The following is a 17,421-nucleotide window of genomic DNA, read 5'->3' on the forward strand; positions in this document are numbered from 1 at the left end:
CAATGCACCTTCTTGCCGCGACACCCGGTTCAATTGATGACGGGAAAGAACCCGTAGACCTTGGCCAAACGCCAGCGGATGTTGTGTTCATTTCAGCAGCAGACACAGAGTTGGCAGCCTTGTCTGGCGCCCGTGCCGAGATGCAGTCTCCACCTACACTACGACTGGCCAGCATGATGCATTTGATGCATCCGATGTCCGTTGATTTGCACATCCAAGACTGCACATCAGGCTCAAAACTGATAATTGCGCGGGTGCTTGGGGGAACGGGATACTGGCGCTACGGCGTTGAGCAATACGCCGCCAATTGCCATGACAACGACATACCTTTGGCTTTGTTGCCCGGTGATGACAAACCTGATCCAGAGCTGCGCAATCTGTCGACCGTAAGCGATGAAGACTACGACGCACTCTGGGCATATTTGACAGAAGGCGGCCCGGCCAACGCCACTGGTTTTCTGGAATACACCAATGCCATGCTTGGGCGCGGGACATCACCGGCAGCAGCCGCGCCATTGCTACGCGCAGGACTTTATTGGCCGGGCGAGCAATCCCCCACGATGGCCAGCCTACAAGAAAACTGGACCAAAAACGCGCCAGTCGTTCCAATCATTTTCTACCGCGCGCTTGTCCAAGGCGCAGGCCTGAACCCCATAAACCGTTTGGTAAAATCACTGTTGCGAGCGGGGCTAAACCCAATGCCAGTGTTTGTGGCGTCCCTAAAAGACCCTGTTAGCCAAGCCACCCTTGAGCATCTATTTAGCGAAGCACCGCCAGCCAGCATTTTGAACTGTACGTCTTTTGCAGTTGGTAGCCCGCATGAGCAAAACACACCGGAAAACCCTTTGACGAGCGCTGCTGCCAATCAAGCACCCGTATTTCAGGTCGTGCTATCAGCAAGTTCACAAGACGCATGGGCAGACGGTTTGACGGGACTGTCCGCACGCGACATCGCGATGAATGTAGCCCTGCCAGAAGTAGACGGCCGCATCTTGAGCCGCGCTGTATCGTTCAAGGGCGAGGCCTATTTTGACGAGGCAACCCAATGTCCCATCGCAACGTATCAAGCCGTAGGTGACCGAATTGATTTCGTCACACAGCTTACAGCCAACTGGGCAAAGCTGCGGCACACCCCCAAAGCAAACAGAAAAGTGGCGCTCGTTCTGGCGAACTACCCCAACAAAGACGGCCGCCTCGCAAATGGCGTGGGCCTTGATACGCCAGCTGCAACAGTTGATGCGCTTGGCGCACTTACCCGTGACGGTTACAACACTGCGCCCCCTGCCTCATCCAAGGCACTGATGGATATGATCATGGAGGGTCCCACCAACTGGCTGACGGACCGTGCACAGACAACTGGCGGCGTGCATCTTCCGCTCAGCATCTACGAACAACACTTCAACGCGCTGCCTTATGACATCAAACAACAGATGAACGACAAATGGGGCGCGCCAACAGACGATCCCTTCTTTTGTTCAAAAATATCCGCGACGCAGGCACAAGAAGACGGCTTCAAACTATCGATCTTTGAGTTTGGTAATGCCGTGGTCGGTGTCCAGCCTGCACGTGGCTACAACATCGATCCTGAGGAAACATACCACTCACCTGATCTGATACCACCGCACAACTATCTCGCGTTTTATATCTGGCTTCGCCACCATTGGGGTACCAATGCAATTGTGCACATGGGCAAACACGGCAACCTCGAGTGGCTTCCAGGTAAAGCAGTAGCGCTTTCCCAAACGTGTTGGCCCGAAGTTGTCTTTGGTCCCACGCCGCACCTTTACCCGTTCATCGTCAACGATCCCGGCGAAGGCACCCAAGCAAAACGCCGCGCGCAGGCTGTGATCCTTGATCACCTCACCCCGCCGCTAACGCGCGCTGAAACCTACGGGCCGCTCAAAGATCTTGAGGCCCTCGTGGATGAATATTACGAAGCCGCTGGTGTTGATCCACGCCGGATCACCCATCTGCGCCGCGAGATTTTGTCCCTGACCGCAGCAACAGGAATTGACCGTGATGTTGGCATGAACGGGGCTGATGAAGATACTGATCTTGCAAAGCTGGACGCCTATCTTTGCGAGCTGAAAGAAGCGCAAATTCGCGACGGCCTGCATATTTTCGGCACCTCCCCCACAGATACCCAAGAGCGTGATCTAACGATTGCGCTGACCCGTGTAGCACGCGGCAGCGGTGAGGGTGTGGATGCGTCGTTGATTGGCGCGCTTGCCCGTGACTTTGAGCTTGGATTTGATCCCTTGAATTGCGAAATGTCCGCGCCGTGGGCAGGTCCCAAGCCGGACGCACTTGGCGGCGGCACGTGGCGCACGGCAGGCGACACAGTTGAGCGCCTTGAAGAATTCGCCATCAAATTGCTGGATGAAACTGCGCACGCCCCGGGCCCAGAAAGCGCGTTGGTTATGGAGCATATCGCCCAAGTGGTACGCCCAACCGTTGCAGCCTGTGGCCTCGCAGAAACAAACGCACTGCTCACCGGGTTGAACGGTTTGGCCGTCCCCGCGGGTCCGTCAGGTGCCCCTACCCGTGGTCGCTTGGACACACTGCCAACGGGCCGCAATTTTTATTCCGTCGACAGCCGCGCGATTCCCACACAAACCGCGTGGACCCTTGGGTGGAAGTCGGCAAACCTGCTGATTGAAAAGCATCTTCAGGACAACGGCGACTGGCTCCGCGCCTTGTTGCTGACCGCTTGGGGCACAGCCAATATGCGTACCGGCGGTGACGATATTGCACAAGCACTGGCACTGATGGGGGTTAAACCCAAGTGGGATATGGCATCGCGCCGCGTCACAGGTTTTGAGATTATCCCGCACAGCGTTCTGGGCCGACCACGGGTTGACGTGACATTGCGTGTCTCGGGCTTTTTCCGTGATGCGTTTCCGCAACAAATCGCGCTGGTGGACAGCGCTGCACGCGCAATTCAAGAACTGGATGAACCTGACAACCATGCCGCGCTAAACAAAGGGCCGCGCGTTTATGGTAGCAAACCCGGCGCTTACGGTGCTGGCCTGCAAGCCATGATTGATGAGCGTCTCTGGAGCGACAAAGCTGATCTGGGTGATGCCTATCTTGAGTGGGGTAGCTACGCTTACGGCGCAAACCTTGAAGGCGCGCGTGACCGCGACGGCCTAAGCGCGCGGTTGTCACAAGTAGATGCGATTGTGCAAAACCAAGACAATCGCGAGCATGATATTCTGGACAGCGACGACTACTATCAATTTGAAGGTGGCGCTGCGGCGGCTGTGGCATCGCTACAGGGCAAAGACCCACTGGTTTATCACAACGACCACTCGCGCCCTGAACGCCCGTTAATCCGAACCCTTGATGATGAGATTGGCCGTGTTGTCAGGTCACGTGTGGTGAACCCCAAATGGATCGATGGGGTTAAGCGGCATGGCTACAAAGGCGCTTTCGAAATTGCTGCAACAGTGGATTATCTGTTTGCATTTGCCGCTACGACAGGCGCTGTAAAGCAGCACCACTTTGACCTCGTGGAAGAGGCATTTTTGGCAGATGATGATACCCGTGACTTTATCGCAGAACACAATGACCCCGCGTTGCGCGACATCGCCGGTCGCCTTCAAGAGGCTATTGACCGTGGATTGTGGGTCCCCCGCTCAAACTCGGCCCGAGCGCGCATTGATGCCTACAAACGCTAGCGCTGTTTGATCTCATAGGTTCCGTCATCCACGCATTTTAGGCGCGCAACAGCCTTTGCCTGATCGCCGCTAAGTGTGCCCTTACGAACGATGCATCCAGTAGTTTGCTGGATAGCGATCAACATTTTATCAGCAACCGCACCCGCGTCCGGTGCCCACTCCATATTGGTGCGAATGACCTCTGCGCGGTCGTTTCGTTGACGAACCGTAAAATCGCTTCCGCCAACAGAAATGCGCATTGGCTCCAACCCGATGAACGCAGGCCCGCCCATATCACATCCCGCCAATACCAAAACGGCACACCAAAACAGACGCATCGCAAATCTCCTTAACTCGCTACGTCTTCACTAATCGGCAATATCCCTTAACAAAGCCCTAACGCCCATTGCCCTCCCAGGTATTTCCCTCTTAGATCGACACGACACATCAAGTGGATAGGAGCCGGACATGGATGATGATCGCCACGCAATGAAAATGGCCAAGAAGAAAGTTGCTCGTGATAAAATCATGGCGACTAAAACCGATGAAAAGGGCCTTGTTATTGTTCACACTGGCAAAGGTAAGGGTAAATCTTCCTCGGCCTTTGGCATGATCTTCCGCTGTATCGCGCATGATATGCAATGCGCTGTTGTGCAGTTCATTAAAGGTGGCATGTCCACAGGTGAGCGCGATCTGATCCTATCCAAATTCTCTGATACTTGTGCGTTTCACACCATGGGCGAGGGCTTCACTTGGGAGACCCAAGACCGGTCACGCGACACCGAAATGGCGCAGGCGGCGTGGGCCAAGGCAAAAGAGCTGATCTTGGATGACGCCAACAAAATGGTGCTGCTCGACGAGATCAACATCGCGTTGCGCTATGATTACCTTGACGTGAACGAGGTCGTAGCCTTCTTACGCGATCACAAACCCCATATGACCCACGTCGTTCTGACAGGCCGCAATGCCAAAGACGAACTGATCGAACACGCCGATCTGGTCACTGAGATGGAGTTGATCAAGCATCCGTTCCGCTCGGGTATCAAGGCGCAAATTGGCGTTGAGTTTTAGGCAAAGCTGGGGGCACTCATGAAGCATCGTTTGTTGACTGAATTTGGCATGGGCAGCTCCTTGCGCCGGCTAGATTACACAGCCGCCTCTGAAAAGGCCCTGAAGGATGCACTTTGGCACAACTCGATCAATCTGGCGGAGCTCTTTGGCAAAGACAAAGAGGACATGATCATCGACGTCGAGATTGCCTGCCAAGCGCCAGATACGGTGGACACAGAGCGCCTGAAATCCGTGTTCCCGTACGGCCAAATCAACATAACGACACACCACGGCGGCCTTGATATTCCTCGCCCAGAGGCCGCAGGTGGCAACCCCACCATCATGGCCCACGCGGTCATTCATGTGTCTCTCGAACTGGAGGGTACCGCATGAGTATTGATCAACGTTTCATCATTGAAATGGGCATGGGCAATGACCTCTACGGTATGGATTACACAAAAGCCGCAGCGCGTGCGATTGAAGATGCCCTGCGCCATTCATCTATTCCGATGTTCGAGGCTTTGGGTATTTCCCACGACATGATGCGCGTGCAAGTCACCGTTGGTGTGGCAGAGCCCGAAAAGCTTGATATTGACGCGCTAACCGCGAAACTTCCGCGCGGCAAAGCAACGGTTAAGGGCGTGAAAGGCGGACACAACAGTGCAAACCCCGCAACGGGCCAAACCATCGTTATTGCCACTGCAGCGGTTGAGGCATTTTTACCCTTTCAAGGCTAAAGCACGGGTCGCACTAAGCGATTGACCCGTTGAAAGCACGTCCTCATCAAGCTGCACTTCGATGATTGAAACTTTGCCACTGGCTTCAGCGCGCTTGAACGCTTCTGCGAATTGACCGTCATTTTGCACCGTCTCGCCGTGACCCCCATAGGCGCGGGCAAGGGCGGCAAAATCAGGGGTCGCCATATCAGTTCCGCTCACGCGCGAAGGATATGTCTTTTCTTGGTGCATCCGAATGGTGCCGTAGCGCCGGTTATTCATAACAATCACGATTACGGACGCACCGTGCTGCATCGCTGTCGACATTTCGTTAAGCGTCATTTGAAAACAGCCGTCGCCCGCTAAACAAACAACCGTTTTGGCAGGATGCTCAAGTTTGGCTGCAATCGCAGCAGGAAAGCCATACCCCATGCTGCCGCTAGTTGGCGCAAGCTGTGTGCCGTAGCTCTTGTAGCTGAAATAACGGTGCAACCACGCGGCGTAGTTCCCCGCGCCGTTCGTGACAATCGCGTCCTTGGGCAGGGTCTCCGACAGCCAACCGATAATGTTTTCCTGCTTCGCATCTCCGGGGCTTTCCGTGGGCTGTAGCCATGCATCATATGCTGCGCGGCACTCGGCCATCCAATCAGGCTGGCGTTGAAGGGGCGCGCACTTGTGCAGCGCCGCGATCATCTCATCAGCACGGGAAACAACACCAAACTCTGTCGGCCAAACACGGCCAATTTCTTCAGTACCCGCATGGATATGAACCAACGCTTTTCGGTCTGCCATCAGGAAATAGCCCTGCGTTTCGATGTCGCCCAACCGACTACCAAGCGCGATGATCAAATCAGCTTTTTTGAAGCATGCTGCCAACTTGGGGTTCAGGCCAACGTTCAAATCACCGGCATACGCAAAGCTTTGATTGTCGATGTAATCTTGCCGGCGAAACCCTGCGGCCACGGGAATGTTGTTAGCCTCGACAAACTCACGCAAACTCTGTGCCGCGTCTGCGGACCAATGCGGGCCGCCCACAACAAGAAGAGGACGCTGCGCACTTTCGAGCCGCTCCATGATTGTCTTCGCGGGTTCTGCTAGATCAGATGCTTGATGCAGCACGGCACCCTCACGCAGGGGTACATCGTTGCAGGCCGCGCTCAGCATATCTTCGGGCAACGCCAACACAACGGGACCAGGCCGCCCTGACAATGCCGTTTGAAAAGCGCGTTGGATAAACTCTGGCAAGCGTTCAGTCTGATCAACCTCCTCAACCCACTTCGCCAAATCACCAAACATCTGGCGGTAGTCGACTTCTTGAAACGCCTCGCGCCCCCGATCGGATCGCGCAATTTGACCGACAAACATCACCACCGGGCTGCTGTCTTGGCGCGCGATATGAATTCCCGCAGAGGCATTACAAGCACCAGGGCCACGGGTCACAAAGCACACCCCAACTTGGCCCGTGAGTTTTGCATGTGCCTCAGCCATCATGGCCGCAGCACCTTCATGGCGGCAGGTAACAACTTCAATATCGTGATCAAGCAAGCCATCCAGAGCCGCCAAAAAGCTTTCGCCCGGAACTTGGAAAACCCGCTTAACACCCATCTTTGCAAGCTGCGCTGCCAAGATTTTTCCACCATGCTGCATGATCACTGCCCTTGCTCTGTCATCGATTTGCCTTACCTGACACGCGTATCAACAAAAGGACAAGCCAATGCATGTACTCGGCATTTCTGGAAGCCTGCGTAAAGAGGCCACCAACCGTAAACTCATTCGTGAAGCTGCCCGCATTGGCGGCGCTAGCACCTATGTCGAGGCTGATTTGAACCTGCCACTTTATGATGGTGATATAGAGGCCGCTGAGGGCATTCCTGCCTCGGTTCAGGTGCTCGCGGATCAGATCAAAGCAGCGGATGCAGTGGTCATTTCAACACCTGAGTATAACAAAGGCATCTCGGGTGTTTTGAAAAACGCATTGGACTGGGTAAGCCGTACTGAGGGCAGCGTATGGCAAGATAAGCCAGTTGCAATTTTGTCAGCTGCAGCAGGCCGCGCGGGCGGAGAGCGGGCCCAGTCAAACCTACGCCTCGCGATGAACCCGTTCATGGCCCACGTCATCAGCGGACCCGAAGTGATGCTTGCCAACAGTTCTGACGCGTTCGACGAAAACGGGCACCTGACCAACGAGCGTACAGTAGCAGGTATTGAGAAGCTGATGGCAAAGCTGCGCCCAAGCTAAATGGCGTTTGAAACCTCAATCAAATTGCCATCGGGATCACGTACATAAACCGATAGCAATTTGGTTTGCGCGCCTGTGCGCTCAACAGGACCATCAACAATTTCGACGTGGTGCTTTTCGAACCATTGCACCCATGTAGACACCGCCTGATCGCTTAAGAAACACAGATCAGCTGACCCTGACTTGGGGTTGTCTGCATGGGGTACAAACTCTGCGCCCGCTTGGTGCAGGTTGATCTTTTGCTCCCCAAACATCAGCGCCCAACGGGATGTGCCATCCGCCGCGTCAAACCGTACGGGCTGCATGCCCAACACGTCCTCGTAAAAACGAACAGTTTCAGCAACATCCGCGACTGTCAGAACAAGATGATCAAGTGCTTCAACACGCATTACAATAAGGCCTCCACCCGAAACGCATCTGGAATTTCATCAACGCCATCCAAAACAAGCGCGGCCATAGTTTCACCCACCCGGGGCGCCATGCCAAAGCCAATTTTGAACCCGCCGTTGGCAACATATACATCACCGTAAGCCCCCAGCATAGGCGCGCGCGATTTGGCACGGGGCCGCAAGCCAGCCCAGCGCTCAATCACCGATGCGTCAGCCAAGACAGGAAACAAAGACTTCGCACGCGCAATCACATCGTCCAATTGATCATCCACATCAGTGTGCTCATAAAGTCGCTCGGACGTGGAACCGATCGCTACGGTACCGTTCCAATGTGGCACAATATGAAGCCCGTCTGCAAAAAGTTGGGGCCGGTCAGAGGCATCAAAATCAAGCACCGCGGCCTGCCCTTTCACACCATTGCCCACAGGCTTGTCCAATTTCTCAGACATTTGCTGCAGACCACTGACCCCTGTTGCCAGCACAACTTTACCTTCATCCGGACCTTCGGGGGCAATCTGCCCGCCTAAGGCAACAACCGCTTTGGCCAACGCTTGGGTCGCCGCACGCGGATGGATGCGTGCCGTCAAAGTATCTTGGATCAGCAGCCCTGTAGGCGATTGTGGCACCCAATCACCCGCCGCTTCAACGACTTGCCATGTATATCCATCACCCCAAAGGTCTTGCGCTGACACAGCCCTTTCGCGGGCCAAATGCACTGCGCGCTCATCCAATAGGGGTTGCAAGCGGCCTGTGCGGGCGTAGCCAGTTTTCGCATCCGCCGTTCTCTCAACAAGCTGCCAAAAGCTTTCCGCCTCATGCAGGCTCTCGAACTGAAACTGCTTTTTGGAGTTCCATTTGTCCGGCGCATGGGGCGCTAGCGCACCAACAACACCGCCACTTGCACCCGCAGCGACGCCGTTGGGGTCAATCACACGCACCTTTGCGCCGCGCTTGGCACAGCAAAACGCCACGCTAAGCCCGAACACCCCCGCACCCCGAACTGTTACATCAAACGTTGCCAAATCTTTGCTCCTGCGCCACTGCTATCACATCTAGCTTAAGGTAACCCCATGGACCAGTCGCACGGCGATCTTGAATGGCAAGACGGCACACCAATCGCGCGCCGCTTTGATGATCCGTATTATTCGCTGCAAGACGGGCTTGCAGAAACCCGCTTTGTTTTTCACGACGGCAATCAGCTGACCAAACGCTTCGCTGACGGTTTTCACATTGCCGAACTCGGTTTTGGCACCGGTCTGTCGTTTCTGGCGACATGGGACGCATGGCGCAAATCAGCGTGCAAAGGTACGCTACACTTCACTTCCTTTGAGGCATTCCCTTTGTCGATCGAAGATACCCGTGCAGCACTTGCACCATTTACAGAGCTTGCCCCCCTTACAGAACATCTGCTGGAGTTTTTGGCTGGCAAAGCGCTTCCTTCTGACATTCAGTTGACCATCATAGAAGGCGACGCCCGTGAAACAGTTCCCAACTGGCAAGGGCAAGCGGATGCGTGGTTTCTGGACGGTTTTTCCCCCGCCAAAAACCCCGAGCTTTGGAGCGCTGATCTAATGACCGCAGTCGGCGACCACACAAAGCGCGGCGGTACATTCGCCACATACACCGCCGCAGGTCATGTGCGCCAAAAGCTGTTAGACGCTGGCTTTACTGTTGAGCGGATAAGCGGCTTTGGCCGGAAACGTCACATGAGCGTGGGGAAACGATGATCGACACCACCCGCACAGGCATCGCCATTATGGTGCTAGCACTCGCAATTTTTGCGATCCAAGACGGCATCTCACGGCACCTTGCAGGCACTTATAACGTGTGGATGGTGGTGATGATCCGCTACTGGGTCTTTGCGGCGTTTGTTCTGATGTTGGCCCTGCGCCGCGGCGGGATCAAAAAGGCAGCGCAAACAAATCAGCCTTGGTTACAGATTAGCCGTGGCCTGTTGCTGGCGCTTGAGGTTTGCGTTGGAATTTTCGCGTTTACGCTCATTGGTCTAATTGAGACGATTGTCATCTTTTCGGCCTTCCCGCTTATCGTGGCTGCCCTGTCAGGCCCAATGCTTGGCGAAGCTGTCGGGTGGCGCAGGTGGGTTGCCATTTTCGTCGGCTTCATCGGTATTCTTGTCATCCTGCAACCGGGCTTTGGTGTGTTTGCCCCTGCGGCGCTGCTAGCTCTTTTGTCTTCGGTTATGTTTGCCGTTTATTCCCTTCTGACCCGCCTTGTCGCTAAACAAGACAGTGCGGAGACCAGTATCTTTTACACAGGCGTTTTTGGGGCATTGATCACCACAGCGATTGGAATTTGGTTCATTGAGCCAATGTCCCCAAGTGATATGCTTTGGATGGGCACATTAAGCCTGACCAGCCTTGTTGGGCATGCGCTCTTGATCAAGGCCTATACATTGGCCGAAGCCAGTGCTTTGGCCCCGTTTAACTTTTTGCACATGGTCTTCGTAACGGGTATCGGCATCACCATTTTCGGCGAAGTTCTCGAGATGAACGTTGTGATTGGTAGCATCATTATTGTGGGCGCAGGGCTGTTCACAATCTTCCGGTCAAAGCGCGCAAACCAAGAGCCCCTCTAGACATCATCACACATCCTTGGCATTCACGCGGGATACACCAACGGCGCGCATCTGCGCCCTTCAACCAATAGGAGCGTGTTATGTTCAAAGGGTCTCTTCCCGCACTCATCACGCCGTTTCAGAACGGCCAAGTGGATCTTGCCGCGCTGAAAAAGCTGGTTGATTGGCATTTGGACAACGGCACACACGGGTTTGTACCCGTCGGCACAACAGGCGAGTCACCTACTCTGAGCCACTCTGAGCATGATTTGGTTGTGCAGACCGTCATTGACCACACAGCCGGTCGCGCGCCCGTTATTGCAGGTGCGGGTAGCAACAACACATCCGAGACCGTGCGCCTTGTGCAAGCCGCCAAGGGTGCCGGAGCAAATGCGGCGCTGGTCGTGACGCCATATTACAACAAACCCACACAACGCGGTCTGATCGCGCACTTCACTGCTGCTGCGGACTGCGGTTTGCCAATCATCATTTATAACATCCCTGGTCGCTCTGTTGTGGACATGAGCCCCGAAACGATGGGTGAGCTGGCCAAGCATGAGATGATTGTCGGCGTAAAAGATGCGACAGGTGATTTGTCGCGCGTACCTTTGACCCGCATGACATGCGATACTGATTTTGTGCAACTTTCCGGCGAGGACGCTACAGCCCTCGGGTTTAACGCACATGGCGGCGTTGGCTGCATTTCGGTAACTGCAAACGTTGCACCAAAACTGTGCGCAGACTTCCAGAACGCGACTTTGCGGGGCGATTACGCAACAGCTCTAGAGCAGCTTGATGTGCTTATGCCGCTTCACAAGGCGATCTTCATGGAACCAGGCACCTGTGGCGCAAAATACGGCATGTCATTGCTGGGGCTGTGCACGGAAGAAGTACGCTCACCACTGATTGAACTGAGCCAAGGGACAAAAGACGCCATTAAATCTGCGATGGAATTTGCAGGGCTGCTCTAAGCGTCACCTAACAACACGTTTGAAAGGGCCGCTTCCAGTTTTGGAGGCGGCCTTTTTATTTTGACCAAGTTCTGCATTCAAACTGCGGCAGAATGGCTTTCGCCGACAGACGTAAAATCATCAATTCGTTTGGCGATGATACGGACCAACGCATAGGCCTGATGCCGCAACGTTAAGCCCTCCTTACCAATGAACAGCAGGTCCTGAAATTCGTTCATCAGGCTGACAACCGTTTGACGGATCACAGTCGCTTGATCCGGAAAAGCAGCCATCAGCTTTTTATCATCAATCGCAAAACGGCACATTAGGTCCTCAACCATTTGCGCGACCAGCAGATCATGGTCAGACATCACGTAGCCTTTGTGACCAGCAAAGCCGGTGTCAGCTATTCTCTCTTGGTAGGCAGAAGTTGACGGCGCGTTTTGAATGAACCCCTCGCGAAATTTCGAAATGGCTGAAGCGCCAAACCCGATCAAAGTGTCCGCAGTATCATCTGTGTAGCCCTGAAAGTTACGGCGAAGTTGACTGCGCGCATCGGCGTCAAAAAGGCTATCGGTCGCAAGGGCAAAGTGATCAATTCCAATCATACCGTAGCCCGCATCAACAAAACGGCGCTGTGCAATCTCGGCCAGCTCAAATCGGGTAATTGGCTTTGGCAAATCCGCTTCATTGATCATCACTTGCCGCTTCGACATCCAAGGCACATGCGCATAGCCATAAATAGCCAGCCTATCGGGACGCATTTTCAACACATCGTCGATCGTCGCATGAAAGCTCTGATGCGTTTGTGTGGGCAATCCATAGAGCAAGTCCATGTTAATGCTCGGTACGCCCGCAGCCCGCAGATGTGTCACCACGCGTGCGGTTTGTTCAAAAGTCTGGGGCCGGCCAATGGCGTCTTGTACGTGCTCGGCAAAGTCCTGCACGCCGATACTGGCGCGGTTAAGGCCAAATTCGACCAGCGTATCCAGCAATTCAGTTGATGCCTCGGTAGGATCAATCTCTACGGAAAACTCATGTGTTTCCATACACTCAAACGCGCCAAAAATACTACCAAGCAAATCGCGCATAGTATCTGCAGACAGGATAGTTGGCGTCCCGCCCCCAAGGTGAAGACGTGCCATCTTCACACCCTTCGGTAACTTCGAGCGCACCTTTGTGATCTCGGCTTTCAGCACCTCTACATAGGCATCAACGGGGCGCAGCGTTTTTGTCCCTTGGGTTCGGCATGCACAAAACCAACACAGCCTTTTGCAGAATGGGATGTGGACATAAACAGAAATTTCCGCCCCATCTGGAACTGCGCGCAACCAACTATCTTGATGCCGAGGCCCAACGCCGTTTTCAAAATGATTGGCTGGGGGGTAGCTTGTGTAGCGCGGAACTTTCGCGTCAAACAGCCCATATTTATTGAGAAGTGCTATCTTTTCCATGTGATTTGGTATTAAATACCGTCAGCCAACAGTCCTTGATATAGATCAACCGTAATGAAGTTTTCTGTCGATAACGCAGTAAGATGTAGTGAATGCCCGATCCGCCATCGCGCCGTATGTGCAAAATGCGATACGGATGAGCTTTTGACGCTTGAAGGCATGAAATCCTACCGCACTTTCAAAGCGGGTGAGACTATTTTGTGGCGTGGTGAGAAGCTGGAGTATGTTGCATCTCTGGTGCAAGGCGTCGCATCTCTTTCAAAGACATTAGAAGACGGTCGCACCCAAATGGTGGGTCTTTTGCTGGCGTCGGATTTCATTGGCAGACCCGGACGCGACGAGATTGAATTTGATGTCACAGCGACAACAGATGTCACTTTGTGTTGCTTCAACAAAGAGCCGTTTGAGCAACTGGTCGAGACAACGCCCCATGTAGCACAACGCCTTATGGAACTGGCACTTGATGAGCTGGACGTTGCCCGCGATTGGATGCTGTTGCTGGGTCGTAAAACCGCCCGTGAAAAAATCGCAACTTTTGTTGAGATGCTTGTCCGCCGCTCACAGCTTCCCGAAGACAACGGCACCGCCAGTGTATCGCTGCCAATGACTCGGGACCAAATTGCGAACTTTCTTGGCCTCACTCTTGAGACAGTCAGCCGTCAACTAAACAGCCTCAAGAAAGACGGCGTTCTCAGCTTTAATGACCGCAAACACCTTGTGGTCGAGGATCTATCCGCCTTGCACGAGGCAACTGGCGACGACTCTGACGGCGGAATTATTTTTTAAACATATTCCAAAAATTGCGGAGACTCTTGATGTAGATCAAGGACCGACCCCGCCGCATCTTCATAAAACGACCTCGCGAACAAAGGCATCACAAAGGTGCTTTGGAATTACGAGGGCGTTTCATGGATTACTTCAAAATCATAATCTTGGGCCTCATCACATTCATTGCCGCTGTTGCGGCAAGTAACGGCTATGATCTGGCGTATAAGCTGCATGCCGTGATCATCATGGTGGTGGCTTTTGGGATGCTTGTTTGGGTGCTACGCACATCAGACGAGCCACAGAAAATTGCACCGGAAGGCGCATATTTTGACGGGGTCATCCGTGCGGGCGTCATTGCCACGGCGTTTTGGGGCATTGCTGGCTTTTTGGTGGGCACGTTTATCGCCTTCCAGCTTGCTTTCCCTGCCCTAAACTTTGACTGGGGCCAGCCATTCACAAACTTTGGCCGCCTGCGCCCATTGCACACATCTGCCGTAATTTTCGCCTTTGGCGGTAACGCACTGATCGCCACGTCGTTGTATGTCGTGCAACGGACATCGGGCACACGGCTTTGGGGTGGCAACACCGCATGGTTTGTCTTTTGGGGCTATCAGTTGTTCATCGTGATGGCCGCAACCGGCTACCTTTTGGGTGGTACGCAAAGTAAAGAATACGCCGAGCCGGAATGGTATGTAGACCTGTGGTTGACCATCGTTTGGCTGACTTATCTGGCCGTATTCCTTGGAACAATTTTCAAGCGCCGCGAGAAGCACATCTATGTGGCCAACTGGTTTTTCCTAAGCTTCATCATCACTGTGGCGATGCTTCACGTGGTCAACAACCTGTCCATTCCTATCAGCATCTGGGGATCAAAGTCCGTCCAAGTCTTTTCGGGCGTACAAGACGCAATGACCCAGTGGTGGTACGGCCACAATGCCGTTGGCTTCTTCCTGACAGCGGGCTTCTTGGGCATGATGTACTACTTCGTCCCCAAACAAGCAGGCCGTCCGGTTTACAGCTATAAGCTTTCTATCATTCACTTCTGGGCACTGATCTTTTTGTACATCTGGGCAGGCCCGCACCACCTGCACTACACGGCGTTGCCAGACTGGGCATCGACCTTGGGCATGGTGTTCTCGATCATCCTTTGGATGCCCTCATGGGGCGGCATGATTAATGGTCTGATGACGCTTCAAGGGGCATGGGACAAACTTCGTACTGATCCAATTCTGCGTATGTTTGTGCTGTCACTGGGCTTTTACGGCATGTCCACATTCGAAGGACCGATGATGTCGATCCGCGCCGTGAACTCGCTCTCACATTACACAGACTGGACAATCGGTCACGTTCACTCTGGCGCACTTGGCTGGAACGGCATGATCACTTTTGCCTGTATCTACTTCCTCACTCCAAAACTTTGGGGCCGTCAGCAGATGTATTCCGTCAGCGCGATCAGCTGGCACTTCTGGTTGGCCACGTTGGGTATCGTTCTTTATGCCGCGTCAATGTGGGTCACTGGCATCATGGAAGGCCTGATGTGGCGCGAGGTCGATGACCAAGGGTTCCTCGTGAATTCCTTTGCAGACACAGTAAGCGCAAAGTTCCCAATGTATGTAGTCCGTGGTTTGGGCGGGGTTCTGTTCCTGGCCGGCGCATTGGTCATGGTCTGGAACATGTGGATGACCATCCGCGGGGCGAAACCCGCGGTGGCCAAGGTCCCCGGCGCACTCAATCTTTCACCCGCAGAATAAGGAGGTCGTTCAATGGCTTTTCTTGATAAACACGCAATCCTCGAGCGTTCTCCAACCCTGCTTTTGACAGCATCTCTTTTGGTGGTGACTGTCGGTGGCATGGTCGAAATTGCACCGCTCTTTTGGCTCGAAAACACAATTGAGGATGTAGAAGGCGTGCGCCCCTATACCCCGCTCGAACTGGCGGGTCGGGACATCTATATCCGCGAGGGGTGCTATACCTGCCACAGCCAAATGATCCGTCCGATGCGCGATGAAGTCGAACGCTATGGGCATTATTCACTGGCGGCCGAATCGCAATACGATCACCCGTTTCAGTGGGGGTCAAAACGCACCGGTCCTGATTTGGCACGTGTTGGTGGTAGATACTCAGATGCTTGGCATGTGGATCACCTCAAAGACCCGCAATCCGTTGTTCCCGAAAGCATCATGCCGAAATACGCCTTCTTGGCGTCGGCTGATCTTCAAACAAACCAGACCGAGGCAACCTTGCGAACCCACCGGTTTGTGGGAGTTCCCTACTCGGATCAGCAAATTGAGGCAGCAGTTGTCGATCTGCGTAATCAAGCTGACCCCGACAGTGACTATGACGGCCTAGAAGATCGCTATCCCGGTGTTGTGGTGTCGAACTTTGATGGTCAGCCAGAGTTGACCGAAATGGATGCTCTCATCGCATATCTCCAAGTCTTGGGCACCATGGTCGACTTCTCAACATTCACCCCTGACGCAAGCCGCTAATCAAAGGAGGTCCACAATGGATACCTATTCACTGCTCCGCCAAATTGCTGACAGCTGGGTTCTTTTGGCCATGTTTGTTTTCTTTATCGGGACAGGCATCTGGGCATTTTTGCCAAGCCAACGCAGCGCCCGCACAGAGGCAAGCATGATCCCGTTTCGCAACGATGACAGCGCCAAAACCTGCTCTGGGACATGTGCAACGTGCAAATGCAACGCCGCTGCTTTGAACGCGAAAGGACAATTCGATGTCTGATAAAAAAGTAGATGATGCGACCGGCGTTGAGACAACGGGCCACAGCTGGGACGGGATTTCAGAACTGAACAACCCGCTACCACGTTGGTGGCTTTGGACCCTTTATGCCACTATTATCTGGGGCATTGCATATACCATCGCCTATCCCGCGTGGCCCATGATCAGCGGCGCGACCGAAGGCATGCTTGGCTACTCAACGCGCGGCGAAGTCGCCACACAAATCGCCGAGCATGAGGCCAAGAACGAAGACCTTGTAGCTCAACTTGTTGCAGCTGATCTAGAGACCTTGCCCCCAAGTGATGACCTGCATCGCTATGCAGTGTCTCGGGGGGGTGCTGTCTTCCGCGCCAATTGTAGCCAGTGTCACGGCTCGGGTGCTGCGGGTGCAGTTGGCTATCCGAACCTTCTTGATGATGACTGGCTCTGGGGCGGCGACATCACAAACATCGCGGCAACGGTTGCCCACGGCATTCGAAACGAAACGGATGACGATGCGCGCTGGTCTGAGATGCCCGCCTTTGATGAAATCCTCGAGGACGCTGAAATTGCAGCAGTCGTTGAGCATGTGATCAGCCTCTCATCCCCGGATCACGATGCCAGCATTACAGATCAGGGAGCAGCGGTCTTTGAAGAGAACTGCTCGGCTTGCCACGGAGAAGCGGCACTAGGCAATCGCGACATTGGCGCACCAAATCTGGCTGATGCAATTTGGCTTTACGGCGGTGATCGTAGCGCCCTTGAACACTCGGTTCGCAACGCACGTTTTGGTCAGATGCCCGCATGGGGGCAACGTTTGTCTGAGGCCGATGTGCGCGCAGTTTCTGTCTATGTCCACGCCCTCGGCGGTGGCGAATAAGACGGATAGAAAGAGGTCTCCTC

General features: G+C 54.1%; 18 protein-coding genes. 13 read left to right on the top strand and 5 right to left on the bottom strand.

Annotated elements, in window-relative coordinates; all coding sequences use genetic code 11:
* Positions 1 to 2: 2 nt before the first annotated feature.
* A complete protein-coding gene (gene cobN, locus OLX08_RS06865; RefSeq protein WP_391480551.1) occupies positions 3 to 3,680 on the top strand; it encodes a cobaltochelatase subunit CobN in 3,678 nt (1,225 codons plus the stop codon).
* Here the strand turns inward: cobN and OLX08_RS06870 are convergent.
* Complete coding sequence (locus tag OLX08_RS06870; RefSeq protein ID WP_391480553.1) at positions 3,677 to 3,997, bottom strand: hypothetical protein; 321 nt, start codon at positions 3,995 to 3,997, stop codon at positions 3,677 to 3,679. The two genes, cobN and OLX08_RS06870, sit on opposite strands and share 4 nt — an antisense overlap.
* Before the next feature lie 130 nt (positions 3,998 to 4,127).
* Between OLX08_RS06870 and cobO the strand changes: the two genes are divergently transcribed.
* From cobO to OLX08_RS06885, 3 genes are read left to right on the top strand one after another with little or no spacing between them, the layout of a single operon-like run.
* Complete coding sequence (gene cobO / locus OLX08_RS06875; RefSeq protein WP_048598394.1) at positions 4,128 to 4,730, top strand: cob(I)yrinic acid a,c-diamide adenosyltransferase; 603 nt, start codon at positions 4,128 to 4,130, stop codon at positions 4,728 to 4,730.
* A gap of 18 nt (positions 4,731 to 4,748) precedes the next feature.
* Positions 4,749 to 5,102, top strand: a complete 354-nt coding sequence (locus OLX08_RS06880; RefSeq protein ID WP_341246142.1) for a Lin0512 family protein — start codon at positions 4,749 to 4,751, stop codon at positions 5,100 to 5,102.
* Positions 5,099 to 5,446, top strand: coding sequence for a Lin0512 family protein (locus OLX08_RS06885; protein WP_391480554.1), 348 nt, complete (start codon positions 5,099 to 5,101; stop codon positions 5,444 to 5,446). The genes OLX08_RS06880 and OLX08_RS06885 overlap by 4 nt, the downstream gene beginning before the upstream one ends.
* On the opposite strand, the gene OLX08_RS06890 is transcribed toward OLX08_RS06885, so the two are convergent.
* Entirely contained in the window at positions 5,429 to 7,072 is a 1,644-nt protein-coding gene (locus OLX08_RS06890) for a thiamine pyrophosphate-dependent enzyme (RefSeq protein ID WP_391480555.1), read from the bottom strand. The two genes, OLX08_RS06885 and OLX08_RS06890, sit on opposite strands and share 18 nt — an antisense overlap.
* 67 nt (positions 7,073 to 7,139) lie before the next feature.
* On the opposite strand from OLX08_RS06890, the gene OLX08_RS06895 reads away from it, so the two are divergent.
* The gene (locus OLX08_RS06895; protein WP_391480556.1) at positions 7,140 to 7,664 is read left to right on the top strand and encodes an NADPH-dependent FMN reductase; all 525 of its coding nucleotides are present in this window, start codon (positions 7,140 to 7,142) and stop codon (positions 7,662 to 7,664) included.
* Here the strand turns inward: OLX08_RS06895 and OLX08_RS06900 are convergent.
* Together OLX08_RS06900 and OLX08_RS06905 are read right to left on the bottom strand one after the other, a co-directional pair.
* Positions 7,661 to 8,053 carry a VOC family protein gene (locus OLX08_RS06900; RefSeq protein ID WP_391480558.1) on the bottom strand — a complete coding sequence of 131 codons (393 nt, stop codon included), beginning with the start codon at positions 8,051 to 8,053 and terminating at the stop codon, positions 7,661 to 7,663. The two genes, OLX08_RS06895 and OLX08_RS06900, sit on opposite strands and share 4 nt — an antisense overlap.
* A complete protein-coding gene (locus OLX08_RS06905) occupies positions 8,053 to 9,075 on the bottom strand; it encodes an NAD(P)/FAD-dependent oxidoreductase (RefSeq protein ID WP_391480559.1) in 1,023 nt (340 codons plus the stop codon). Before OLX08_RS06905 ends, OLX08_RS06900 begins: the two co-directional genes overlap by 1 nt.
* Positions 9,076 to 9,123: 48 nt before the next feature.
* Here OLX08_RS06905 and mnmD point away from each other — a divergent pair, with 48 nt between their 5' ends.
* The 3 genes from mnmD to dapA all read left to right on the top strand — a co-directional run bounded on the left by mnmD (position 9,124) and on the right by dapA (position 11,599).
* On the top strand, positions 9,124 to 9,780 hold the full coding sequence (gene mnmD, locus OLX08_RS06910) for a tRNA (5-methylaminomethyl-2-thiouridine)(34)-methyltransferase MnmD (protein WP_391480561.1): 657 nt from the start codon (positions 9,124 to 9,126) through the stop codon (positions 9,778 to 9,780).
* Positions 9,777 to 10,649 (top strand): DMT family transporter, encoded by an 873-nt coding sequence (locus OLX08_RS06915; RefSeq protein ID WP_391480562.1) that lies wholly within the window; start codon positions 9,777 to 9,779, stop codon positions 10,647 to 10,649. The genes mnmD and OLX08_RS06915 overlap by 4 nt, the downstream gene beginning before the upstream one ends.
* 80 nt (positions 10,650 to 10,729) lie before the next feature.
* Positions 10,730 to 11,599 (top strand): 4-hydroxy-tetrahydrodipicolinate synthase, encoded by an 870-nt coding sequence (gene dapA / locus OLX08_RS06920; RefSeq protein WP_391480563.1) that lies wholly within the window; start codon positions 10,730 to 10,732, stop codon positions 11,597 to 11,599.
* A gap of 77 nt (positions 11,600 to 11,676) precedes the next feature.
* Here dapA and hemN read toward each other — a convergent pair whose 3' ends face one another.
* Positions 11,677 to 13,032, bottom strand: a complete 1,356-nt coding sequence (gene hemN / locus OLX08_RS06925) for an oxygen-independent coproporphyrinogen III oxidase (RefSeq protein ID WP_391480565.1) — start codon at positions 13,030 to 13,032, stop codon at positions 11,677 to 11,679.
* 54 nt (positions 13,033 to 13,086) lie between these two features.
* Between hemN and fnrL the strand changes: the two genes are divergently transcribed.
* From fnrL to ccoP, 5 genes are all read left to right on the top strand, one after another.
* Entirely contained in the window at positions 13,087 to 13,818 is a 732-nt protein-coding gene (gene fnrL / locus OLX08_RS06930; RefSeq protein ID WP_341246152.1) for a transcriptional regulator FnrL, read from the top strand.
* 122 nt (positions 13,819 to 13,940) lie between these two features.
* Entirely contained in the window at positions 13,941 to 15,551 is a 1,611-nt protein-coding gene (gene ccoN / locus OLX08_RS06935) for a cytochrome-c oxidase, cbb3-type subunit I (RefSeq protein ID WP_391480567.1), read from the top strand.
* 12 nt (positions 15,552 to 15,563) lie between these two features.
* A complete protein-coding gene (ccoO, locus tag OLX08_RS06940; RefSeq protein WP_341246153.1) occupies positions 15,564 to 16,289 on the top strand; it encodes a cytochrome-c oxidase, cbb3-type subunit II in 726 nt (241 codons plus the stop codon).
* Between the two features lie 16 nt (positions 16,290 to 16,305).
* Positions 16,306 to 16,542, top strand: coding sequence for a cbb3-type cytochrome c oxidase subunit 3 (locus tag OLX08_RS06945; RefSeq protein WP_341246154.1), 237 nt, complete (start codon positions 16,306 to 16,308; stop codon positions 16,540 to 16,542).
* Positions 16,535 to 17,398: a cytochrome-c oxidase, cbb3-type subunit III gene (gene ccoP / locus OLX08_RS06950; RefSeq protein WP_391480569.1), complete on the top strand. Its 864-nt coding sequence runs from the start codon at positions 16,535 to 16,537 to the stop codon at positions 17,396 to 17,398. Before OLX08_RS06945 ends, ccoP begins: the two co-directional genes overlap by 8 nt.
* Positions 17,399 to 17,421: the final 23 nt, after the last annotated feature.

It is taken from the genome of Nereida ignava (genome assembly GCF_047114695.1).
GTDB lineage: Bacteria > Pseudomonadota > Alphaproteobacteria > Rhodobacterales > Rhodobacteraceae > Nereida > Nereida ignava.